This window comes from Microbispora sp. H13382, assembly GCF_014161445.1.
GTDB lineage: Bacteria > Actinomycetota > Actinomycetes > Streptosporangiales > Streptosporangiaceae > Microbispora.
Genome location: NZ_JABBXA010000011.1, coordinates 21902 through 43586, shown reverse-complemented (window position 1 = coordinate 43586; position 21685 = coordinate 21902). Strand labels below are relative to the sequence as shown.

Below are 21685 nucleotides of genomic sequence, written 5' to 3'. Positions count from 1 at the left end.
ATCATGACCGGGTTCACCAAAGATGACCTGCGGGCATTGGCCGGAGCCAAGTCCTATGACCGCGGTGTCGATTACGTCGACGCCGTCGAAGACCTCCAGGTCGACGGCGGAAAGATCTTCGCGACTGTGTACGGCACGGAGCCGTATGAGGTGGAGTTGACCGTCGGCCGTCGTGGGCTGGACGGTGCGTGTGACTGCCCGTGGGGGCAGGAGGGCAACTTCTGCAAGCACTGCGTCGCGGTCGGCCTGGTCTACCTGTTCCAGCGGGAACGCGGCGAAGCCGTGCCCGACCGGTTCGATCTGCGTTCCTATCTGACGTCGCTGGATTCGCAGGAGCTGGTGGCCCTGCTCATGGAGCTCGCGGAGGGTGACCGGAATATCAGGCGCCGGCTGGAGGCGCGCGCCGCGGACGATCCGGTCGGAGCGGTCGACGCGCAGAATCTACGCGAGCGGATCGACCGCATGCTTCGGGTCCGTGGTCATGTCGGCTGGGACGGCAGCTGGGACTACGCGGACACGATCGGCGGCATCGCCGACGAGCTGGAACGGCTGCTTCAAGCTGGGCAGAGCGCCGCTACGGCCTCCCTGGCCCAGCGGGCTATGGAACGGGTGGCGGAGAACTACGAGTTCTTCGACGACTCCGACGGCCAGATCGGCGAGGCGAGCCGGGTGCTGGTCGCGGTCCACGCCGCAGCCTGCACCGCCACCGGCGGCGATCCCGTGGCGCTGGCCTCATGGCTGCTGCAGCGGCAGCTTGGCGATGCCGACGTGCCCGAACTGTCGATCGACGACTACGCGGACGCACTCGGCGAGGCTGGGGTGGCCGCCTATGGCGAACAGTTGCGGCGGATCTGGGAGAAGCGCTCGCCCCGCACGGGCTGGCGCACGGACGCGCTGATGCGCGAGTACGCCAGGGCACGGGGAGACATCGACCTCCTGGTCACAGTGCTCGGTCACGGTGGCCGTCCCGACTATCCGGGCATCGTCGAAGTGCTGACCGAGGCGGAGCGCGACCGGGAGGCGCTGGAGTGGGCCGAACGGGGCCTGGCCGCCGCCGACGGCGCCTACGATCGGCGCTTGACCGATTTCGCCGCGACCGCCCATGCCGCCGCCGGTCGTGGCGATGAGGCGTTGGCACTGCGCCGGGCCCAGTTCGAACGCGACCGATCCCTGACGGTCTACCAGGTGCTGCACGCGGCGGCGACGCCGGACCACTGGCCCGAACTGCGCGCCTGGGCGCTGGAGTTGCTACGTCAGGACGCGAGCACGGCGCGGCGTGGTCCGTCCGCGTGGCAGCCGCCCTCCATGCTCGTGGACGTACTGTTATGGGAGAACAGCAACGAGGAGGCGTGGCAGGCGGCGGTGGAGTTCGGCGCCGTCGACGGGCAGTGGTCGCGGCTGGCTCGCTTGCGGGCGGAGGCTCACCCCGCCGACGCGATTCCCGTCTACGAACGCCTGGCCGACAGCAAGATCTCGCTCATGAAGAACGACGCCTACGCCGAGGCTGCCGACCTGGTCGCACACATCACGAAGCTTTACGACCGGCTCGGTCGCGAGGCCGACGGGCGCGCCTATGTGGAGCGGCTGCGGATCACCCACAAGCGCAAACGCAACTTCATGGCGGAACTCCAGCGGCGTGGCCTTTGATGATCTATCGGGCCGGTCGGCGTGTCAACGGCGACCCGAACGATCGATATCCGTGTCGTGCCGTCCGGGCGATACCGTCCCCGTCATGGTGACGGAGATGTCGATCGGTTGTGCCGTGTTCGCCGCCGCTCGCGCCTTGGCATCGTGGGTGGGGAACGGACGTGCGGTCACTGCAGGTGGTGCGCTCAAGCCCGCGCTGGTGCCGGAAGCCGCCAGAACGATGGCCGGAGCCACCGGGCCTGCTCACGCAATGTAGAGACAGGAAACGGCCTCATGGACCCGAGGTATACCTATTGCTATACTTCATAGGTGGCCGGAGAGGAATGGGACGTCTACGTCGTAACTGAGGTCCGCGAATGGATCGAGCAACTCGACGACGGCACCCACGCCAGGGTGGTGCAGGCCATCGACGCGCTCGCCGAAGGTGGCCCCGGGCTGGGACGGCCGCTGGTCGACACGATCACAGGATCGTCGATTCAGAACCTCAAGGAACTCCGGCCCGGCACGGTACGCATCCTGTTCGCCTTCGACCCATGGCGCTCCAGCATCCTGCTGGTCGCCGGTGACAAGGCCGGGCGATGGAAAACCTGGTACGAGGAGGCCATTCCGCTGGCCGAGCACCGGTATGAGGTCTACCTGAAGGAGCGCGCTCAGCAGGAGGAGGGAAAATGAGCGGATACGTTCGCTGGAAGGACATCCGGGCGGAGCATGTCGAGCGGGCTGGCGGGGAGGAATCGGTCGAAGCCGGTAAGCGGGAGCTTCTGGCCGAGGTCCAGGGGCATCGGCTGGCGGAGATCCGCCGCGGCCGTGGCCTGACCCAGCAGCAGGTGGCCGAGCGCATGGGGGTCACCAAAGGGCGCATCTCCCAGATCGAGCAGGGCAAGATCTCCGGCCAGGACATCCTGGCCCGCTACGCGGCCGCTCTCGGAGGCCGACTCCACCAGTCGATCTACTTCGATGACGGTGATATCGCCGCGATCGCTTGATCAGCTCGATCAGAACGTCATGCTGGGCGCGGTAGCCGACTTCGGCGACCACCCCGCATGGGGGGCGTGAGCAACCCGGCGATGGTCAAGCGATCCCTGTTTGCTCGCTGGTTGCTCGCCTGTCCCTGATACGGTGCGGCACGCGGTGTCGTCACCCGGCAGAGCGGCAGGGAGGATGGCGGATAAAACGACGCGAAACGACACCAGGCGACACTGATCAAGGGCGCGAATAATCCGTAGGGCTGAAACGACTGCTCGACCCATACCGGCGTTCCAGCAGGGAGGGGACGAACGACCCGGACCGCAGCTTGGGGATCTTCCGTTCCAGGTCGCCGGCGGCGGTGGTCAGCAGCCGGTCGCGGTAGCCGTTGCGCTGGGTGGTGAACCGCGCCGAGTTTCGTGGAGGCCGGGTTAGCTGGCTGGGGTGAGGATAGCCGGGTCGATCTGTGTTCGGTAGTGGGTCTCGAATTCGGCTGGTGGGAGGTCGTTGCAGGCGCTGTGGAGTCGGCGGTTGTTGTACCAGTCGACGTACTCCATGGTGGCGATCTCGAGGTCGTCCAGGCCGTTCCAGGGGCCGCGCCGGTGGATCAGCTCGGTCTTGTACAGCCCGATGGTGCTTTCGGCCAGGGCATTGTCGTAGCTGTCCCCGCGTGAGCCGACCGAGCAGACCGCCCCGGCGCCCGCGAGGCGCTCGGTGTAGCGAATCGACAGATATTGGCAGCCGCGGTCGGAGTGGTGAACCAGCCCGTCCAGTCGCCGGCCGTCGCCGCGGCACCAGATGGCCATCTCCAGCGCGTCCAGCGCCAGGTCGGTGCGCAGGTGATCGGCCGGCCGCCAGCCGACGATCATCCGCGAGTACGCGTCGATCACCAGCGCCGCGTACACGAACCCCGACGCGGTGGGGATGTAGGTCAGGTCGGCGACCCACAGCCGGTTCGGGGCGGGGGCGGTGAAGTCGCGTTTGACCAGGTGGGCGGGCCGTTCGGTGAGAGCTTCGGCGATTGTGGTGCGCCGCTTGTGGTCCCCGCAGACCGCACCGGCCAGCCCCAGGCGCTTCATCAGCCGGGCCACGGTGCACCGGGCCACGCGGGTGCCGTGCCGGTTCAGCTCTTTCCACATCTTGCGCACGCCATACACCTCGAAGTTGTCGTTCCACACCGTGGTGATCTCGGCCATGAGCTGGGCATCGCGCACCGCCCGTGCAGACGGCGGGCGGGACTTGGCCGCGTAGTACGTCGACGTGGCCACCTGCAACACCTGGCAGATCGGCTCGACGCCGAAAGCGTCGCGATGAGCGTCGATGAAGGCGACTACCTGAGCGGCCGTGGGTCGAGTTCCGCCGCGAAAAAAGCGGCCGCGGCCTTCAGGATCTCGTTGGCGCGGCGCAGCTCGCGCACCTCGCGCTCCAGCTCGGCGATCCGCTGCGCATCAGCGGTCGAGGTGCCGGGCCGCTGCCCCTCGTCAACTTCGGCCTGGCGCACCCACCCGCGCAGCGCCTCGCGGTGAACGCCGAGCTGGTCGGCCACCCGGGCGATCGCGCCGGGGGCGCCGCCGGTCTGCCGGCGGACCTCGAACACCATCCGGACCGCGCGCTCGCGAAGCTCTTGGGGGTACTTCCTCGGGGCTGGCATCGTGTCGTGATTCTCCCTTCCGCCAGCAGATGATGCTGGCTTCAGGGCCTCCACGAAAGTCGGAGTGGTTCATCCAAGCCGAGGATCTCCCGCTGGCCGTTGGCGTTGACCGCAGTGGCGACCAGGGCGTGCACGTTGACCGTACGCCCGCCCTCGCGGACCTTCTGGGTGAGGGCGTCCAGCCACACGAAGGTGTAGGGGCCGCCGTCCAAAGGCCGGGTGCGGAAGGCCTCCACCTGCTCGTCCAGCACCTTGGCCATCTGGGAGACCTGGCTTTTGGAGATGCCGGTGATACCCAGTTGCTCGACCAGTTTGTCTACCCGGCGCGTGGAGACTCCCAGCAGGTAGCTGGTAGCCACGACGCTGATCAGGGCTGTCGGCCTCGGCCGACATCAACGCCTCGGCCATGGTCTTCACCATGGATCGCAACAGATCCGGATCTCCGGCCTCGATCTGCTTCGCCAGCCAGGCGCCAGGGTCCACACTGTCGTTCAGGGCCATCGCTTTCGTTCTCCTTCGATCTTGACTTGCAATCACGAAGGATCACGCGATGGCCGTCCTCATTTCACGACGCCACGCCTCTACCAGCGGAAACTCTTACACCACTCCCGTGGACGCAAACTACACCACCCGAGGGGACGTCACCGCCCCACATCGGCTGGCGGAGATCCGCCGCAGCCGTGGCCTGACTCAGCAGCAGGTGGCCGAGCGCGTGGGGGTCATCAGGGATCTGCGGAACCGGACTCATCAGATGCGCCAGGCCATCGGCATGACCTCGGTGCAGTTAGGTAAGAACCTTCAAGTCCGGCCACGCGTAGGCACGCCATGCCTGCTGCCAGCGGCAACGCGCGCGGCCGAGACTCGTCTGCTGCGGTTTTCGCCAAGGCGGACGGGAGTCGATATCCGGCAGGTCCCTCCCGGGAGGCAGTCGTGACGCGGGAACGCCAACTGACCGACGCGTTCGCCGAGTTGACGGACACCCTGGTCGGAGACTTCGACGTCGTCGACCTGTTACACCAGCTCACCATGCGCTGTGTGCAGCTGTTGGATGTCGATGCGGCCGGGCTGCTACTGGCCGACCAACAAGGTCGGCTGCGCCCGATGGCGGCCTCCACCGAGCAGGCCCGCATGCTGAAACTCCTCCAACTCCAAGACGTGGACGGCCCCGGCCTGGACTGTTACCGCACCGGCGGGCCGGTGACATGTGCCGATCTGGTCGCCGAGGGAGGGCGCTGGCCTCGTTTCGCCGCAGCGGCGCAGCTCGCCGGCTTCGTCGCGATCCAGGCACTGCCGATGCGCCACCGCGACAGGGTCATCGGCGCGCTCGCCCTGCTACGGACGGCAGCCGGCCGGCTGACCACGGATGAGCTGCACATCGGGCAGGCGCTGGCCAATGTGGCCACCATCAGCATCCTGCACCATCGCGGGCTGGAGCAGCAGGAGGCAGCCGCGGAGCAGCTACAGACCGCGCTGAACAGCCGCACGCTCATCGAGCAGGCCACAGGGGTGCTGGCCGAGCGCCACCACAGCGACATGGACGACGCCTTCAACTCCTTGCGCATTTACGCGCGCAGCCGCAGCCTGCGCCTGTCCGAGGCGGCGTATGCCGTCATCCACGGCGAACCCGACATCACTCAACCTCCGGCCGGCGATCACAGCCGATGACGAGGCTTGCTGGGATCGGGCTCGTTCGGCCGGAGCGCCCGGCGGAGTCGACGGGTCGCCGAACCCGCCAGCAACACGTCTCTCCGGCCTGGGCACCCCGGAGGCCGCTCGGGGATGGTCCGAATCCCCCGGACCGGGGCCCATCTCACCCTCAAGCTCCGGTCAGCTCAACTGAGAAACCGGCAATGCCAGATGAGGCGATCACCCCTGCTGATGGCGACGCTCAGTCAGGATGGGGGACCGAGCGTTCCCGCTCAGGCCCGGACTCCGGTTTTCTGTGTCCCCGCGTAGGCGCCGGCTGTCCGCGCTCACTGGCTGGGCCGGCACGCCCGTCCTGCACCTGGACGACGTGGTCTCAGCGCCCACCAGGCCCTGCCGCAAGCCCCTGCCGACCGGCAGAAAGACAGCCCAGGAGCCTGAATGTCAAGCGACGAGCTTCTCGACACGATGCGACCAAGCGGTCGCTTCGTCGTAGACGAGTGCCGCTTTTGAGGCAGCCGTACAGGATACCGACGAGCCGGTTGGCGAGCCGGCGAAGCGCGGCGTACTGGCCGACCTCGCGGGCCCTGAGCTCGTCGTGATAGACGCGGGCGCCGGGCGAGGCTTGCAGCGCAGCGAAGGCCTGGACGCCGAGGGCGTCGACGAGCGGTTGAAGGTACTGCTCGGCCCAGTCTCCGCCGGTCGGGTACGTGGCCGTGTCCGGGCGGACCCAACCGGTCGGGGTGAGCAGCTTTTCGGCAGCGTGGTCGACGATCTCGCCCCAGGTGGAGAACAGGCGCACGTGTGACCGGCCACTCCCGGGCGGCGGATCCGGCGGCTTGCCGTCTCCAGCACGAGCGGGCCGAGGGCGCGACCGAGCAGGCGGACACCATCCTGCTTGCGACCGGCTACCGCCCCGACCTGCCCTATCTGGCAGGGCTCGGCGCCCTGGACGCGGCCGGGCGTCCGCTGCACCGCGACGGCGCCTCCCTCACCCACCCCCTGCTCGCCTACGTCGGGCTGGAATGGCAGCGCAGCCTGTCGTCCGACTCGCTGCGCGGGGTGGGCCGGGACGCCACCCGCACCGCCCGGCGGCGGCGCCAGACGAGGGAGACGTAGACCAGCGCCACCAGCACGGGGACCTCGATCAGCGGCCCGACCACCCCCGACAGGGCCTGGCCGGAGGTGACGCCGAAGGTGGCGATGGCCACGGCGATCGCCAGCTCGAAATTGTTGCCGGCCGCGGTGAAGGCCAGCGTGGCGGTCCGGTCGTACGGCAGGCCCAGGGTCTTGCCGAGGGCGAAGGCGCCGAACCACATCAAGGCGAAGTAGGCCAGCAGCGGCAGCGCGATGCGGGCCACGTCGCCGGGCTCGGAGGTGATCGTCTTGCCCTGCAGGGCGAACAGGATCACGATCGTGAACAGCAGCCCGTACAGGGCAAAGGGGCCGATCTTCGGCAGGAACGCGCTCTCGTAGCGCTGGCGGCCGAGCCAGTGCTCGCCCAGGCGACGGGTGAGGAATCCGGCCAGCAGCGGGATGCCGAGGAAGATGACGACGTTGAGGGCGATCTTCCCGGCGGAGATGTCGAGGTGCTGCCCCTGGCCGAGTCCGAGCCAGCCGGGCAGCACCTGCAGGTAGAACCAGCCGAGCAGGCCGAACGCCAGGACCTGGAACACGCTGTTGAGTGCCACCAGGACGGCGGCGGCCTCGCGGTCGCCGCAGGCCAGGTCGTTCCAGATGATGACCATGGCGATGCAGCGGGCCAGGCCGACGATGATCAGACCGGTGCGGTACTCAGGCAGGTCCGGCAGGAAGATCCACGCGAGGGCGAACATCACGGCCGGGCCGATGACCCAGTTGACGACCAGCGAGGAGATCATCAGGCGGCGGTCGCCGGTGACGGCGTCCAGCTTGTCGTAGCGGACCTTGGCCAGCACCGGATACATCATGATCAGTAGGCCGAGGGCGATCGGCAGGGAGATGCCGCCGATCGCGACCTTCGACAGCATGTCGTTCAGGCCGGGGACTGCGCGGCCCAGGCCGAGGCCCAGGGCCATGGCGGCCAGGATCCAGACCGCCAGGAAGCGGTCCAGCAGCGACAGCTTGCCCGCCACGCCGCCGGGTGCGGCGCGTGCGGGCTCGGTGGTCGTCATGAGCAGGCCCTCTTCCTGTCGGCGGCGGCGGTGGCGCGGGCGGTCTCGGCCAGTTCGGCGAACTGCCCGGCCAGAGCGGCGATGACGTCAGGCTTGAGCCGGTAGTAGGTGAACCGGCCGCACGGCTCGGTATCCACCACTCCGGCGTCCCGCAGCACTTTCAGGTGGTTGGACAGGTTGGTCTGCCGGGCGCCGGTCTCGGCCACCAGGTGCGTGGTGCACAGCGTCTCCCGGGCGAGCAGGGCCACGATCCGCAGCCGCAGGGGATCGGCCAGCACGCGTAACAGATCAGTGTCGACTGACATCAGCATGTACTGATACTGTCACATCAGCTGGTGCTGATGTGAACCTGACGCCCGGCTGTCATCTCCTGCACGCCCCCGTCACCTCTGCCCGGTCCCTGCTCCGGGCCTGAGTCCCGCCGCACTCTGCAAGGAAGAACGATGTCCGCTACCGCTGCTCCCCTCGCGTCCGTGCTGTTCGTCTGCGTGCACAACGCCGGTCGCTCGCAGATGGCCGCTGGATTCCTCTCTCACCTGGCCGGCGACCGCATCGAGGTCCGCTCCGCCGGGTCGCTGCCCGCCGAGCAGGTCAACCCGGCCGTCGTGGAGGCGATGAAGGAGGTGGGCATCGACATCTCCGGCCAGACCCCCCAGGTGCTCACTCCCGAGGCCGTTCAGGCCTCCGACTACGTCATCACCATGGGCTGCGGGGATGCCTGCCCGATCTTCCCGGGCAAGAAGTACCTCGACTGGGATCTGGACGACCCCGCCGGCAAGGGGGTTGAGGCCGTCCGCCCGATCCGTGACGAGATCAAAACCCGCATCCAGGATCTGATCGCCGAAATCAACCCCCAGCAGGACAGCTGACACGGTCCCGCTGATCAACATGCGCAAAAGAAGCCCGGCTGCCGGCTGACCGTCTGGCAACGCCCCGTGCTCTTGCCCTGTCACGGCCGGCGATCGCCGAGCGTCGATCCGATCTGCTGTGCGGACGGCGGTCAGGTCGTGCGCCGAGCTCGATGTACGCAACCAGGCCGACGAGGTCGCCCCCCTTGACCCACTTACTGACTATTCGATCGAGGTAAAGCCTGATTGGAGGGTAAGGGACCTACGGCGGGATGGTTCTTCGGGGAGCATCCGATGGGCAGATCGATCCTGAAGCGGCTGGAACGCGCAGGTCCAAGGAGAGACACCGATTCTCACAAGAGGTGGTGGAACCTCGTGATGATGCTGGCTGCCGCGGTGTCAGGCCGGATGTTCATCCGTCGGCTGCTGCGTCGCGTGCGTACTATCTCCGGTGACCTCGCCGAGATCAACGTCAGCGACGAACACGCTCAGATTACTCAGCAGCATGACCCGCGAGAGGTGACGCAGCTGGTCGATAACATCAATGCGAGTTTGGACATGCTGGAGCGTGAGCGGCAGTTCGCCTCCAACATCGCCCACGAGATCCGCTCCCCGTTGGCCGGGATACGCGTCACGGTGGAAGAAGCGACTGCCCGTCCCGGCGAGGCGGACTACCCGCGTGTGCTGGAGGCGGTACTCCGTGGAGTGGATCGGCTGGAGGCGCTGGCTACAGCACTTCTTCTGATCGCCCGTTCCCGCGCAGCCCAAGCCGACTGGGAACGGGTCGACCTGTGTGAACTGGTCAGGCAGGAGGTCGCAGACCGGAACGACCCCATCTCGATCGAAGTCATCTGCGCTCCCGGTGTCCGGGTCACAGCCATGCGCACGCGGATCTGCCAGATCCTCACCAATCTGCTGGACAATGCTCAGCACCACGCCATCAACCAGGTGCAGGTCCACATACGCCGCAGCGACGGCATTGCGCGCCTGATGGTGTCCGACGATGGCCCTGGCGTGCCGGAGAAGGACAGGGAACGCATCTTCGACCGGATGTACCAGCTCAAAAGCATTTCCCAGCGGGGCAGGCCCGGCATCGGCCTCGGTTTGGCCATCACCCGCGACATAGCCAATGCCCACCACGGAGCCGTCTGGGTCGAATCGTCCCCTCTCGGCGGCGCCTGCTTCATCCTCCAATTGCCCATCGCCGCTCCATAAGCCACCACCGGATCCCTCACGATTCTCGGTTGTACGCACACGCGACTACGGGCATGAGTATGGACACTGCCACCATGAGCGGTCACGGGCAGGCGGGGCGCCGGCCAGCGCGGCCGGGCAGTCTCCGGCCAGTTCGTTCAGGGCGTCCCCCGTCCAGGCGGGACAGCGGCAGACAGGGTGGAGATCGCGAACCGGGTCGCCGCATGCGGCGGCCCGATACGGGAGAGGAGTGCGACGTCGCACCCGGCGATGAACCTGGAGACGGCCGTTAGTAAGGTCGCTCCGGCGAGTGACCCAAGCTCGTGATCTCATACATGGAATTCCCGATGCGACAGTGGTCGACCCGCGCCTCCGCGTCTCCGAAAACCGGGGGGACATTTTTACTTCCGAAACAGCGCCATTCCATAAAACCCGGAGGTAATGTTTAAGCACCGAGGACTTTCCGTGCGTTGGCACTCAGGTCGGCGTCGCCCGCGGCGAAATATCAGGACGCGGTCCTTTCGAGGGCCCGACAGGCCAGGCGATCATGACACCGACGCTGCTCTCTCGTTCCATCACACCGCCCAGCCCCCCTGCCGGCACAGCCCCCGTCATCGGCTCCGACGTTCGGCTGCGGTTGGCTCCCGTCCTTGACCTGCGGGGCACCGTGGACGGGGCGTGGTGGCCGCGTTCCCGTGACGCCACGGTGGAGCTGCCGGGTCTCATCGCCGCCGTCGACCAGCGACTGGGCCTGACGACGCTGCGCGTCGGCGTGCACGTCGACGCATGGGACCACATCCCCCACCGTGTCCAGGCCGGTGGACGCCAGGTCAAAGTGGGCTGGTTCCACAGTGCCGATCCTCGCCTCGTCACCCTGACATTCGCGGAGGCTGAGCCTGTCATCCTGCTGGTCGTCCCGCCATACACCGCGGACGGTCCCGCCGGGGCGGCGCTCATGCTCGCCAGTCAGGGCACGTTCGGCCCGCTCCCGGTCGACCTCCGCACCACCGCAGCCCACCACGCCATCGGTACGCGGGATGCGGACGGGGAGAACGAGGGAGTGCACATCACTACGCTGCCGGCGGACCTGCTCCACGGATGCCGAAACCGCCGATCGGACGTCCACCTGCCAAGCCTGCCGCCAGAGGACCCGTCTCGTTGCCGACCGGAGCATTCCATCGCCATCCGTGACCCCGCGCCACTTGGCAGGGCCGACCCGTCGGTTCCGACGACCATCCGGCTGTCCGGTGAGATCGACATCTTCACCAGTCCCGGCCTGCGCGAGGATCTGCTGAACGTCCTGCGCTACAGCAGGAGCCTGCTCATTCTCGACCTGTCGGGTGTGGCGGCATGCGACGCCTGCGGGCTGGGCGTTCTGGTAGGCATCCAGCGTCGCGCCAAGACGTTGGGGATCACCCTCTCCCTGACCGCAGCCCGCCCGTACCTGTCTCGGTTACTGCATGTGAACGGCCTGGACCGGACCATCCCGATGCTGGCGTAGCCGAAGGCCCTCGAGTCGCGACGCAGGCGGCAAGCCCTCGCCGCACCACAGGCGCGGCCGCGAACGAGCCAGTGACCCGGGAGACGGGGACGGAGCACCGCGCAGGGCCCTACGCGACGGCTCAGAAGCTGCTGATTCGTGTCGTCGCGTAGGGAGCGAAGCGGGCTGCCACCACGTGCCTGAAGTTGACCACGTAGGTGAACGTATCCGGCTCGCCCTCGTGGGAAATCTGAAGGGACACCACAGTGCCCTGCTCCATCCAGCTGACGAGTTTCTCGACTGCGGGCATCGTGCCGTGCACGCGGAGAATCAGTTCCTTTTCCTTGCCAACGCTCAGCAAGTAGAGCAGCCCGGCGGGAGCGTCCATGGTCATACACTGCTCCTCATCGTAAGGAGGGGACCGGGTCCACGTGGGTATCCCCACAAAGCCCCCCGCGTAGCATCCGCGTCGCCGCTTCGGGCGGGCTTCTCGAACCTCTTCCTGTAGCCGTGCTGCCGACGGGCCTCCGACGGGCCCGGGCCGGCCTTACCGGTCCTGAACCGCTTCCTGTGCCCTTCGTGGCCACGGCCCACGGGTGCCGGACGCGGGTGCCGGGTACATGTCCGTACGGATGGCCCATTCGTGGGGATTCTCGATTGCCTTGGGAAGGCTCTGTGATCCTTACGTCCGCATCCCCTGCGACTCTCCTGCAACGGCTGTCGGCTGCCGCGCAGTGGCTGACGTCACCGCTGCTTCCCGACGACTACCTCGGATTGATCAACCCGCTCTGGGGCGCGGGAGAGCTGTGCGGCCGGGTCGAGGCGGTGCACGCGGAAACCAGCGACGCGGCGACCCTGGTGATTCGCCCAGGTAGGGGCTGGACTTTGCACCGTCCCGGTCAGTGGGTCCGTATCGGCGTCGATATCGACGGGCGGCGACACTGGCGCACCTTCTCACTGTCGTCGGCCCCGGGCAGGTCCGATGGTCGCCTCACCATCACGGTCAAGGCCGTGCGCGGCGGGCTCGTCTCCAACCACCTGGTGCGGAGCACAGCATCTGGGACGGTGCTCAGGCTGGGCCGGCCCGAGGGGGCGTTCGTCCTTCCCGAGCCACCACCCCCGCGACTGCTGTTCGTTACCGCCGGGAGCGGCATCACACCAGTGATGGCGATGCTGGACGGCCTGCGTCTAGACAATGCGGACGGACCGGACATCGTACTGGTCCATTCGGCGCCGACACCCGCCGACGTCATCTTCGGCGGGCGGCTCCGGAACCTGGCCGCGCGATGGCCGCGGCTTCGGTTGCACGAACGGCACACGCAGCTGGAGGGGCGGCTGCGGCCCGCGGATCTGGCCCGGCTCTGCCCGGACTGGACCGAGCGGTCCGTCTGGGCGTGCGGACCGCCGGCGATGCTCGACGGCATCGCCGCGTACTGGACCGGCCCCGCGGACGGGCTCCATGTCGAGCGCTTCAGTCTGGTGCCGGCGGCGGCAGCGGGTTCGGGGGGACGCGTCCGCTTCACCAGGAGCGGCCGAGAAGCCGAGGCCGACGGCGGAACGCCGTTGCTGGCCGTCGGCGAGAGCGCGGGGGCGCTCATGCCGAGCGGCTGCCGCATGGGCATCTGCTACCGATGCGTCGCCCGCCTTCGCTCCGGTCAGGTCCGTGACGTACGGACCGGCCAGGTACACGGAGACGCGGGAGAGATGATCCAGACCTGCGTGTCGGTGGCGGCCGGCCCAGTCGAGATCGAGCTGTGAAAGGAACACGCATGCCTGCCACATCCCATCCGGCCTCTGTCGACGCCGAAGGGTTCGGCCGCGAGCTGGACAAGATCCGCGACGAGGTGCTCGCGAGCCTCGGTGAGCGGGACGCGGCTTACATCCGGGGTCTCATCGCCGTCCAGCGCAAGCTGGAGCTGGGCGGCAGGGCGCTGCTGTTCGCCTCCTGGTTGCCTCCCGCCTGGGCCGCCGGAACGGCGGCACTGGCGGTCGCGAAGATCCTGGAGAACATGGAGATCGGTCACAACGTCCTGCACGGGCAGTGGGACTGGATGCGGGACCCGAAGATCCATTCGACCACGTGGGAGTGGGACTTCGCTTCTCCGGCCGATCAGTGGAAGCACTCCCACAACTTCGTCCATCACACCTGGACGAACGTGCTCGGCAAGGATCGCGACATCGGCTATTCGGCGATGCGGATCAGTCCGGAGCAGCGATGGCATCCGATCTATCTCGCTCAGCCGTTCTACAACGCGCTGCTGGCGCTCTTCTTCGAGTACGGCATCGCGATATACGACCTGGAACTCGAGCGCATCCCGTCAGGGAAGAAGGACCTGAAGGAGGCGCTGACCCAACTTCGCGCCGTGGCGGCCAAGATTCGGCGCCAGGTTGTCAAGGACTACGTCGCGTTCCCGCTGCTCGCCGGTCCGGCCTTCCTCCCGGTCCTGCTCGGCAACCTGACCGCGAACCTGGCCCGCAACGTGTGGGGGCACACCATCATCTTCTGCGGCCACTTTCCGGAGGGCGCGGAGGTCTTCACCGAGGACCGGCTCGAGAACGAGACCCGCGGCGAGTGGTACGTACGCCAGCTACTCGGCTCGTGCAACATCGACGGCGGACGCCTCTTCCACATCATGAGCGGCAACCTCAGCTACCAGATCGAGCACCATCTGTTTCCCGACCTGCCCAGCAACCGGTACGGGGAGATCGCGCCGCGGGTCCGCGCCCTGTGCGAGCGTTTCGGTCTGCCGTACACGTCCGGATCGCTGGCCCGGCAGGCGGGTTCGGTCTGGAAACGCGTCCTCCGGATGGCCCTGCCGGGACCGAGCCCGCGGCGACCAGCGGCCGGGCCGCCTGCGTCGTTCAAGGCGGCGGCCTGAGCCCGAGCGGATCCACTGCCGCATGACACGGCCCCGGACCCGCGGAGAGCCCGGGGCCAGATGCCCGTCGGATATGGGCCAGAACCGAAAGGCGTGCCTGTGTGGCCTGCTTGCGGAACGACCCCGTACGCCCCGGCCGCAGGCATGACCCCGTACACGATCAGGCGCCGGCGCCGCACGCGGGAAGGCGTAACGCGAGAAGAGCGACGTCGTCGGTGGTCCCGTGGGGTATGCGTCGCACGATCTCGTCGCACACGTCCTCCAGCGGGAGGTGAGCTATGGCCGCGGCCTGCGCCCGCAGCCGGGCCAGTCCGGTGGCCAGGTCGCTGCCGGGACTTTCGACGAGGCCGTCGGTGTAGAGCACGAGGGTGCTCCCAGCGGGCATCGGCTCGACGGCGTCACGCCTGGTTGACTCGATGCCCAGGCGGAGCCCGAGCAACAGATCCTGCCCTTGTTCCAGATAGCGGGCATGCCCGTCAGGGGTGACCAGCAGGGGCGGCGGATGCCCGGCGTTGCTCCAGCGCAACCGCCACGGACCATCTTCGGAGCCTTCCACACGTGCCAAGATCATCGTCGCCATGGGCACGTCCGTGACGGCGGACATCGCCTGGTCCACCCGGTTGACGACCAGGCTGGGCGACACGCAGCGGTCCCACGCCAGCGTGCGCACCATGCTGCGCAGCTGGGCCATCTCAGCGGCGGCCCTGATGTCGTGGCCGACCACGTCACCGATGACCAGGGCGGTGACGCCGTCGGGCAGCAGGAAGGCGTCGTACCAATCACCCCCGACCTGAGACCCCACCGAGGCCGGCAGGTAGCGTGCGGCCATCTCAAGGTGGCCCACCTGCGGCAGCGGAGCCAACAGGTGACGCTGCATCATTTCGGCCACCTCGCGTTGCCGGCCGAACAGGCGCGCGTTGCCCACCGCCAACCCCGCGCGACGCCCGATGTCGGTGACCAGCGTCACATCGGTGGCGTCGAAGGGGCGGGCCGGGTCGGTACGCGCCACGGTGAGAGCCCCCAGCACCTGCCGCTGGGTGCGTAGCGGCGTGATGATCGCCGACACCGCTCCCCGGGCCGCGAACAGCTCACGCTGTGCGGCGGCCATGCCGGAGTCAGGTTTGCGGGCTATGTCGCCCGGCCCCAGCAAGACGGTCTCACCTCGATCCAGCACCCGCGCCAGCAGGGAACCGGGAGGCTCGGGCAGCGGGGAGTCCTGCGCATGATCGGCAGGAGGGATCACCACCACCCGCTCCGCCTCGTCGTGATCGATACGCAGATCCACCACCGCCCAGTCGGCCAGCCGCGGGACGATCAGCCTGCCCAGCCGTTGCAATGCCTCGTCTACTTCCAGCGTCTGGGTCAGTACAGATGTGATCTCAGTGAGCAGCGTCAGGCGGGCGTTGAAGTCCTCCAACATGGCCAGGTGGCCGGCCTGCTGACGAGAGAGGTTCAGCCGCTCGGTGATGTCGGTGAAGACGACGATCACCCCGAGTACCTGCCCGCCCTCCTGCACTATCGGAGCGGCCGACAAGGAGACCGGCAGCAGGCCGCCGTCACCCCGCAGGAAGATCGACTCGTCGCCACGCGCCGGACGACCGTGCTCCAGCACTCCCATCAGCCGACAGGGGGAGCGAGGAGTCAGCCCGTCGTCAGCGCCCCTGTGCAGCAGATCGTGGGCATCGGCGCCCAGCATCTCCGCCACGGGACGGCCCAGCAACGCCCCGGCCTGCAGGTTCGCCATAGTGATAAGGCCAGCAAGATCAGTCAGATAGATGCCCGCCCCCGCGCTGTCGAAGGCCGCCTGCAGCAACCTCTGGTCGGGCAGCCCGGCATGGCCATGCGCGCTGGGCAGATGCCGCCTCATCGCCGCCCTGCCTTCCTCCGGTCATCGCTGCCTACGCCCTACCCGCCGACACGCCGAGCACACTGGGTAACCCGCGGCCATGTCGAGCCAGCCGACTCCCCTGAAGCAGCCTGAGAATCCCATCTCGACGAGGCGTGGGCAATACTCGTCGAGGAGGCTGGCCCATAGTGGGTCATCCCGGCGAAACGCCGCGCTGAGCGCCTGCACCACGCGTTCGAAGCGACCTACGTGCCGACTGTAATGACGGCACCAGTGTCGGCGAGCGCGCAGGGTCGTCGACGAATTCAGTGGTCAAGGACGCATGGTTGCTCGGTGGTCGCTCGTGTGTACGGGTACGGCGCGGCACCCAGCGTGATTAGGCGGCAGACTCCCGGGGACAACGGCGGACGAAATGGTAGAATGCGGCACGCGGCGGCATTGATCAAGGGCGCTTTTAATCCGTCGGTTCAGGGTTCGAGTCCCTGGCGCCCCACCCTCAATGAGCTGGGCAGACTCCCGAATCTTGATCGATCGGAAGCCTGCCCGGTTGCATTTCTGGTTGCAGTTGTGCAGTTGCCGGTTCACTCGTCCCACAGCGCCCGGCCCATCCGCGCCATGGCGTCGCCGGCCAGGTTCTCGGTGACGTGGGTGTAGCGCTTCGTCGTGGTGAGCTGGGAGTGGCCGAGGATCACCTGAACGACCCGCATGTCTATCCCCTGCTCCAGGAGCAGCGTCGCCGCCGTGTGCCGGGCGTCGTGGACCCTGGCGTCCTTCTCGACCTCGGCCAGGCGAAGCAGTTCCTTCCACTCCTCCCAGTCCTGCCGGGAGTCGATCGGACTGCCGTCCGGCTCGCACCAGACGAGATCCCGGTCCTGCCACTTCTCCCCCGCCGCCGCCCGCTCGGCCTCCTGCGCTTCACGGTGCAGCTTGAGGAGCGGGATCAACGGCGGAGGGAGCGGGACCACTCGCCTGCTCTTGCCCTTGGGCTTCACAAAGGTCCACCCGCCGACGCGTTGAGGGCATGACGGCGCGTGCTTCGTGCAGCCGGGTTCGCAGAACGTCGGGCACTTGCCGCCATGCCGGTCGCACGAGGCCGGACACCGCTGCTTGACGCAGGTGTGCCGCCGTCCGGACGTCCGCTTCGCCTTGGGGCAGTCGGCCGGGCACGGATACCGGTGGAGGGCGGCCCCGCAGGCGTGTGGATCTGCGCAGCCGTGCCGGTAACGCTGGTGCTTGATCTGCCAGAAGATCCGGAGCTGTCCCCGCTTCAGGTCCACGTACTTCCACCGCAGGCCGAGCGCTTCACATTGCCGAAGACCGAGCGCGAGCGCCACCGACCACCGCGTACCGTTCCGGCGATCCTTGGCGACGTCGAGGATGTCGCGCGCCTCATCCTCCGACAGCGGCTCTATCTCCACCTCCTCCCCAGTCGGCGCGTCGATCAACCCGCAGACGTTCCGGGCGACGATCTCCCGCCGTACGGCGAGCTTGATAGCGCGCGACAGGATGCGGTGGATCTGCAAGATCGTGTTCGGCCGGAGGTCCTGCTTGTTCAGCCAGCCGTAGAAGGCGTCCAGGTGTTCCGGCCGGAGCCGGTCGAGCCGGTGAGCACCGAGCCGGGGAATGATCCAGTGCTCGACCTTTGGCCGGTAGGTGCTGACGAGGGTGGACTGACTGACGTTCAACGGGGCGATCTCGTCGAGGTAGACCCGCATCCACTCCTTGACCGTCGGCACCTTGCCCGGTTTGTCGATCTTCCCCGAGTCGCGCGCCTTCTCCAGCTCTTGGACCTTGCGGGTGACCTCCGCTTCGGTCTTGCCGATGCGGTGCCGGCGGTCGGGCGTGCCGTCGTCCTTCACGCCCATGGTGACCCAGCCGTGCCACTTGCCGTCCTTGCCGAAATAGATCGAGGAGCGGCCGTTGGGCTTACGGGACATCACGCCGCCCTTTCCGGCGTCGAGCCCACTTCGAGCGCCCGCGCGAACTCCTGAAGAGCGTCAGCAGGCACCAGCCGATATCCCTCGTACTTCACCGAGCGAAGCTCACCGGTCTTGATCAGCCGGAAGACCGCCGTACGGCTCATGCCGAGGACGACCGCCGCGTCTTTGGGTCGGTAGAAGAGTCTGTCCATCACGCTGCCCTCCCTTCAGTTGCCGAAAGATCTTGGCCGTCTCCGAGTGCCTGGAGTTGGTTCATGTGGTTGCGCCAGCGCTGGCGCTCATGCACCGAGCGGAGCAGCCGGACGCCGATCGGGGCGAGTTCGGGATCACCGGGCTTGACCGGCTTCCAGAGGTAGCGGTGTGGGTCGACCGGCTCGTCTTCGACGCCGAGCGCTTCCAGGACCCAGGTACGCCGGTCCTGCTTGTGCTCCGTGAGGGTCTTGTTCGACCACTTCCTTGAAACCAGGACGCGTCGGCCCGCGTAGCCGAGGTGGTCCGGCTTGTGCGCCTTGCCCTTGCACCGGCCGGGAGCCATCCCCGGTTTGGCGCCCTTGGGCTGGATCCCGTAGCGCAGCCAGTTCGGGCAGGTCGGTGAGCACGGTTCGAACCGCAGGGCCTCCAGCAGCCTTTCGGCGTGTGCCTTGCGGCGGGGGTCGTCGGTGCCGAGGGCGTCACCGAGGGACTTGGTCAAGTATTTGGAGAGGTACTGGATGAGCTGGTCGGCGTCCGGCGTTCCGGCGAGCACGCTCTGGATGTCGGCCTGGTCGCCGAAGCGGAGCACGTGCAGGGGTTCGGCGTCCTCGTCGGCGTCAAGAGAGTCGAGGGCCTGTGCCCAGGTCGGCAGGACCTCCCCGGTGTCGGGGTCGAGGTAGCCGGCCCCGTCCTCCCAGACCGGCACGTGGTCACCCTCGAACCGCACCACATCGGTCGAGGGCCACCACACCTGGTGATAGGTCGCGGCAATGATCTGCCGCAGCTCCGCACGGGGCAGGGTGCCGCGGATCGCCATATGCAGATGCGGCGCGAGCCGCTTCTGAGGCTCGACGGTGGCGAAGTACTGCACGTCGTACCCGGCCACCCGGCGAAGGTTCTGCACGAAGCGGTCCACCAGCTTGGAGAAGTGCAGCGCATCCCGGGCCGCCCGCGCGTAGTCGTACCGGTCCGGGTCGAGCGGAGCCCCCTCCAGCACCCGCCCGTAGGAGGGCAGGGTGAGCGTGACGAACATCGACGGCCGGTAGGTCTTGCCGTCCGAGCCAGTGAAGGTCCGCCCGAGCGTCGTCTTGGTCATCTGCCGCTTGGGCAGATCCGGAGCATCCTGCCGCCGCTTCGTGGACCGCGAGCGCTTGCCGGAGGTACGGCCGAGGACGTTCCCGCGCATCCCCGCCCGGTTGATCTCCTCGTCCAACTCGACGATCGCGGCGTCCAGGTCGGTGGTGTCGCCGCCGGCCTTTTCCACCTCATCCCGCCAGGCTTGGGCGTCGGCCCGCAGCTCCACGAGATGCCGCTGATAGTCGTCGGCGTTGTCGGGCAGGTTGACCGGCTCGTGGTCAAGGTGCCAGCCCTCCCGGCACTGCGCCCGCCGGAGTTGCCGGTTGCGCTTGGCGCACGGCGGGCACTTGTTCTCCAGCGTTGCTCCGCAGGGGACGTCGATGACCTCAACCTGTCCGGTGAGGATGTCCTGCCGCCGGAGCGGCACCGGGCGGATGCACACGCCGTACTGCTTGGCGATCTCTTCCACGACCTCACGGGCGAGGGGCTGTGTCATCCGCACCGCGCGAGGGGTCGAGCGGTCGTGCGGGTTGGTCACCAGTCACCTCCGCACCCGTCGAGGGCATCGACCAGGTCGAGGCCGTCAACGATGACGGTGGCCTTCTCACCGCACTCGTGGCACTCGACGATCCCGCGCACGGGGTCGAGCCACAGGACATCGAGGGCACCGCAGCCCGAGCAACGTAGGCCGTCGAGGATGTGAGCCAGGCGCATCATCGGCCCTCCCCCGCGAACTCGGCGACCATCGCCCGGATGTCGGTGTCGGAGACGTAGGCCGCGCGCACGCGAACCGGATCAGGGGAGGTCTCCAGCCGGACGTAGCCGACGCCCGCGCCCAGCTCGGGGACCGGTGAGATGTGGTCGGCCAGTGCGCCCCGGTCGCGGGCTCCGTCGCCGAGGACCATGTCCACCTGTTCGGACTCATCGAGACGGAGCGCGATCTTGTCGGGGAACAGGTTGCGGATGTTCATGACCTCCTTGCGGGGGTCCTGGAGTGCGGCCATGACCCCGACGCCGACCGCCCGGCCCTGGGTGGTGAGCGTGGCCAGGGCCGCCGTGATCCGCTGGCGAAGTTGCTTGTCGGGCTGGTAGGCGGTCAGGAATGCCACCTCGTCGACGAGCACCAGGACGAACGGGTCAGGGGGCGTGGGGGTGTGGGAGCGCTGGAGGCCGGCGAACCGGTCGGCCCGCTCCTGCATCACGCACACGGCCTCATCGAGCAGGTCGGCGCACTCCTTCGGATCAGCTGCGTACCGACTGCCAAAGAGGGCGCGGCCGAAGGACAGTTCCATCCGCTTGGGGTCGAGCGCCCACACCTGCACCAGGCCCGCCCGCATCGCGGGAAGCAGGCCGCGGATTGTCGACCACAGGTAGGAGCCTTTGCCCGCCCCGGTCGCGCCCGCGATCAGGACGTGCGTGCCGTGGACCTTGAGCCGCAGCGGTGTGCCGTCCTCGCACCGTCCGATCTCGACCGGCCCCACCGAGGCAACCTCAGGGACAGGGACGGCGGGCAGGGGTTCAGCGAGGGGGTCGCGCCGGGGGAAGGTGAGCACGAGCCGCCCGGCCCGAGCGACGGCGACGCGGCAGGAGGGGGAGCCGAAGCCGTGGGCCAGGTGCTCGATGCGGTCGGCCCAGTCGGTGACGGCCTGGCCGTTGAGCATCTTCACGCTCACGCGGTCGGCCCAGCCGTCACACTCCACCCGCATCAGGCGGGGCAGGTAGTCGCGTCCCCGGATGTGCCGTCCGAGGCCGGAGACGACCATCACGGGTTGCCAGTGCCGCCGGTAGACGGCGACGAGCCGCCACCAGGCCAGCAGGGGCCAGCCGACCAACCTTAGGAACGAGGCGCGATCCAGCAGCGCCCAGGGCAGGCCCGCCGAGGGTAGGAATCCGGCCATGACCAGGGCCAGGCGCCAGCCGTACAGGGTCCAGATCACCCCGAGGCCGACCGGGACGGCCACCGCGACCGGATGCCGCACGACCAGGCGGACCAAGCCCGCGACGAGCCGCGACAGCCAGATCACGATGGTGACGATGGCGGGGGTCTGCATGACGGCCGGGCGGAAGACCACGGCCGTGTCTGGCGTGGTGGAGACGAGGTTACGCGCCTCGTCGCCAGGCAGTTTTCGGAACATTAGACTTCGTGTCCTCTCGTGATTTCGCAGTCA

General features: G+C 68.0%; 21 protein-coding genes, 2 pseudogenes and 1 other annotated feature. Of the genes and pseudogenes, 10 read left to right on the top strand and 13 right to left on the bottom strand.

The features are described from left to right. Window positions 1-3: 3 nt before the first annotated feature. The 3 genes from HHX41_RS22190 (at window position 4) to HHX41_RS22180 (ending at window position 2633) form a co-directional block, all read left to right on the top strand. Entirely contained in the window at window positions 4-1647 is a 1644-nt protein-coding gene (locus HHX41_RS22190) for an SWIM zinc finger domain-containing protein (protein WP_182907551.1), read from the top strand. 309 nt (window positions 1648-1956) lie between these two features. Continuing rightward, window positions 1957-2319, top strand: a complete 363-nt coding sequence (locus tag HHX41_RS22185; RefSeq protein ID WP_182907550.1) for a type II toxin-antitoxin system RelE/ParE family toxin — start codon at window positions 1957-1959, stop codon at window positions 2317-2319. Then, window positions 2316-2633 (top strand): helix-turn-helix domain-containing protein, encoded by a 318-nt coding sequence (locus tag HHX41_RS22180; RefSeq protein ID WP_182907549.1) that lies wholly within the window; start codon window positions 2316-2318, stop codon window positions 2631-2633. The genes HHX41_RS22185 and HHX41_RS22180 overlap by 4 nt, the downstream gene beginning before the upstream one ends. Window positions 2634-2898: 265 nt before the next feature. On the opposite strand, the pseudogene HHX41_RS40850 reads toward HHX41_RS22180, so the two are convergent. The 3 genes and pseudogenes from HHX41_RS40850 to HHX41_RS22165 all read right to left on the bottom strand — a co-directional run. Continuing rightward, window positions 2899-3012: pseudogene (locus tag HHX41_RS40850) on the bottom strand (transposase); the annotation flags it as partial. A gap of 32 nt (window positions 3013-3044) precedes the next feature. Next, window positions 3045-4264 (bottom strand): IS3 family transposase gene (locus HHX41_RS22170; RefSeq protein WP_259401211.1). Its coding sequence is split into 2 segments (ribosomal slippage): window positions 3045-3979 and window positions 3979-4264, totalling 1221 coding nucleotides; the frame shifts between segments, so codons are not numbered across the junction. Next, window positions 3873-3986, bottom strand: a sequence feature (AL1L pseudoknot). Its footprint overlaps the gene before it by 114 nt. Window positions 4265-4338: 74 nt before the next feature. Then, a pseudogene (locus tag HHX41_RS22165) lies at window positions 4339-4641 on the bottom strand (transposase); the annotation flags it as partial. Window positions 4642-5194: 553 nt separating this feature from the next. Here HHX41_RS22165 and HHX41_RS22155 point away from each other — a divergent pair. Further along, window positions 5195-5929 carry a GAF and ANTAR domain-containing protein gene (locus tag HHX41_RS22155; RefSeq protein WP_310742122.1) on the top strand — a complete coding sequence of 245 codons (735 nt, stop codon included), beginning with the start codon at window positions 5195-5197 and terminating at the stop codon, window positions 5927-5929. Window positions 5930-6284: 355 nt separating this feature from the next. On the opposite strand, the gene HHX41_RS41905 is transcribed toward HHX41_RS22155, so the two are convergent. Beyond that, entirely contained in the window at window positions 6285-6710 is a 426-nt protein-coding gene (locus HHX41_RS41905; RefSeq protein ID WP_220504332.1) for a hypothetical protein, read from the bottom strand. Between the two features lie 2 nt (window positions 6711-6712). Between HHX41_RS41905 and HHX41_RS41900 the strand changes: the two genes are divergently transcribed. Then, window positions 6713-7027, top strand: coding sequence for a hypothetical protein (locus tag HHX41_RS41900; protein WP_220504331.1), 315 nt, complete (start codon window positions 6713-6715; stop codon window positions 7025-7027). On the opposite strand, the gene arsB is transcribed toward HHX41_RS41900, so the two are convergent. Together arsB and HHX41_RS22130 are read right to left on the bottom strand one after the other, a co-directional pair. Then, window positions 6919-8061, bottom strand: a complete 1143-nt coding sequence (gene arsB / locus HHX41_RS22135) for an ACR3 family arsenite efflux transporter (protein WP_182907547.1) — start codon at window positions 8059-8061, stop codon at window positions 6919-6921. The genes HHX41_RS41900 and arsB overlap by 109 nt on opposite strands. Next, window positions 8058-8372, bottom strand: coding sequence for a helix-turn-helix transcriptional regulator (locus HHX41_RS22130; protein WP_182907546.1), 315 nt, complete (start codon window positions 8370-8372; stop codon window positions 8058-8060). Before HHX41_RS22130 ends, arsB begins: the two co-directional genes overlap by 4 nt. Window positions 8373-8504: 132 nt before the next feature. Here HHX41_RS22130 and HHX41_RS22125 point away from each other — a divergent pair, with 132 nt between their 5' ends. The 3 genes from HHX41_RS22125 (at window position 8505) to HHX41_RS39755 (ending at window position 11604) form a co-directional block, all read left to right on the top strand. Further along, on the top strand, window positions 8505-8930 hold the full coding sequence (locus HHX41_RS22125; RefSeq protein ID WP_182907545.1) for an arsenate reductase ArsC: 426 nt from the start codon (window positions 8505-8507) through the stop codon (window positions 8928-8930). Window positions 8931-9203: 273 nt separating this feature from the next. Then, window positions 9204-10124 carry a HAMP domain-containing sensor histidine kinase gene (locus HHX41_RS22120; RefSeq protein ID WP_182907544.1) on the top strand — a complete coding sequence of 307 codons (921 nt, stop codon included), beginning with the start codon at window positions 9204-9206 and terminating at the stop codon, window positions 10122-10124. 526 nt (window positions 10125-10650) lie between these two features. Then, a complete protein-coding gene (locus HHX41_RS39755; protein ID WP_220504330.1) occupies window positions 10651-11604 on the top strand; it encodes an STAS domain-containing protein in 954 nt (317 codons plus the stop codon). Between the two features lie 121 nt (window positions 11605-11725). Here HHX41_RS39755 and HHX41_RS22110 read toward each other — a convergent pair whose 3' ends face one another. Beyond that, window positions 11726-11977: a hypothetical protein gene (locus HHX41_RS22110; RefSeq protein WP_182907543.1), complete on the bottom strand. Its 252-nt coding sequence runs from the start codon at window positions 11975-11977 to the stop codon at window positions 11726-11728. Between the two features lie 281 nt (window positions 11978-12258). Between HHX41_RS22110 and HHX41_RS22105 the strand changes: the two genes are divergently transcribed. Continuing rightward, complete coding sequence (locus HHX41_RS22105) at window positions 12259-13341, top strand: ferredoxin reductase (protein ID WP_182907542.1); 1083 nt, start codon at window positions 12259-12261, stop codon at window positions 13339-13341. A gap of 11 nt (window positions 13342-13352) precedes the next feature. Next, window positions 13353-14462, top strand: a complete 1110-nt coding sequence (locus HHX41_RS22100; protein ID WP_182907541.1) for an acyl-CoA desaturase — start codon at window positions 13353-13355, stop codon at window positions 14460-14462. A gap of 160 nt (window positions 14463-14622) precedes the next feature. Here the strand turns inward: HHX41_RS22100 and HHX41_RS22095 are convergent, their stop codons facing one another. The 6 genes from HHX41_RS22095 to HHX41_RS22070 form a co-directional block, all read right to left on the bottom strand. Continuing rightward, window positions 14623-16329 (bottom strand): SpoIIE family protein phosphatase, encoded by a 1707-nt coding sequence (locus HHX41_RS22095; RefSeq protein ID WP_182907540.1) that lies wholly within the window; start codon window positions 16327-16329, stop codon window positions 14623-14625. Window positions 16330-16889: 560 nt separating this feature from the next. Then, entirely contained in the window at window positions 16890-18245 is a 1356-nt protein-coding gene (locus HHX41_RS22090; protein WP_259401210.1) for a tyrosine-type recombinase/integrase, read from the bottom strand. Beyond that, window positions 18245-18439, bottom strand: coding sequence for a helix-turn-helix domain-containing protein (locus tag HHX41_RS22085; RefSeq protein ID WP_169951410.1), 195 nt, complete (start codon window positions 18437-18439; stop codon window positions 18245-18247). Before HHX41_RS22085 ends, HHX41_RS22090 begins: the two co-directional genes overlap by 1 nt. Beyond that, a complete protein-coding gene (locus tag HHX41_RS22080) occupies window positions 18439-20055 on the bottom strand; it encodes a replication initiator (RefSeq protein WP_182907539.1) in 1617 nt (538 codons plus the stop codon). Before HHX41_RS22080 ends, HHX41_RS22085 begins: the two co-directional genes overlap by 1 nt. Further along, entirely contained in the window at window positions 20052-20234 is a 183-nt protein-coding gene (locus HHX41_RS22075) for a hypothetical protein (protein ID WP_182907538.1), read from the bottom strand. Before HHX41_RS22075 ends, HHX41_RS22080 begins: the two co-directional genes overlap by 4 nt. Beyond that, window positions 20231-21652 (bottom strand): FtsK/SpoIIIE domain-containing protein, encoded by a 1422-nt coding sequence (locus HHX41_RS22070; RefSeq protein ID WP_182907537.1) that lies wholly within the window; start codon window positions 21650-21652, stop codon window positions 20231-20233. Before HHX41_RS22070 ends, HHX41_RS22075 begins: the two co-directional genes overlap by 4 nt. Window positions 21653-21685: the final 33 nt, after the last annotated feature.

Coding starts and splice junctions, on each gene's coding strand:
- HHX41_RS22120 (WP_182907544.1), top strand. CDS start 9,204: ATGGGCAGATCGATCCTGAAGCGGCTGGAACGCGCAGGTCCAAGGAGA.
- HHX41_RS22190 (WP_182907551.1), top strand. CDS start 4: ATGACCGGGTTCACCAAAGATGACCTGCGGGCATTGGCCGGAGCCAAG.
- HHX41_RS22180 (WP_182907549.1), top strand. CDS start 2,316: ATGAGCGGATACGTTCGCTGGAAGGACATCCGGGCGGAGCATGTCGAG.
- arsB (WP_182907547.1), bottom strand. CDS start 8,061: ATGACGACCACCGAGCCCGCACGCGCCGCACCCGGCGGCGTGGCGGGC.
- HHX41_RS22110 (WP_182907543.1), bottom strand. CDS start 11,977: ATGACCATGGACGCTCCCGCCGGGCTGCTCTACTTGCTGAGCGTTGGC.
- HHX41_RS22125 (WP_182907545.1), top strand. CDS start 8,505: ATGTCCGCTACCGCTGCTCCCCTCGCGTCCGTGCTGTTCGTCTGCGTG.
- HHX41_RS39755 (WP_220504330.1), top strand. CDS start 10,651: ATGACACCGACGCTGCTCTCTCGTTCCATCACACCGCCCAGCCCCCCT.
- HHX41_RS22095 (WP_182907540.1), bottom strand. CDS start 16,329: ATGAGGCGGCATCTGCCCAGCGCGCATGGCCATGCCGGGCTGCCCGAC.
- HHX41_RS22090 (WP_259401210.1), bottom strand. CDS start 18,245: ATGTCCCGTAAGCCCAACGGCCGCTCCTCGATCTATTTCGGCAAGGAC.
- HHX41_RS22100 (WP_182907541.1), top strand. CDS start 13,353: ATGCCTGCCACATCCCATCCGGCCTCTGTCGACGCCGAAGGGTTCGGC.
- HHX41_RS22070 (WP_182907537.1), bottom strand. CDS start 21,652: ATGTTCCGAAAACTGCCTGGCGACGAGGCGCGTAACCTCGTCTCCACC.
- HHX41_RS22130 (WP_182907546.1), bottom strand. CDS start 8,372: ATGCTGATGTCAGTCGACACTGATCTGTTACGCGTGCTGGCCGATCCC.
- HHX41_RS22075 (WP_182907538.1), bottom strand. CDS start 20,234: ATGATGCGCCTGGCTCACATCCTCGACGGCCTACGTTGCTCGGGCTGC.
- HHX41_RS22085 (WP_169951410.1), bottom strand. CDS start 18,439: ATGGACAGACTCTTCTACCGACCCAAAGACGCGGCGGTCGTCCTCGGC.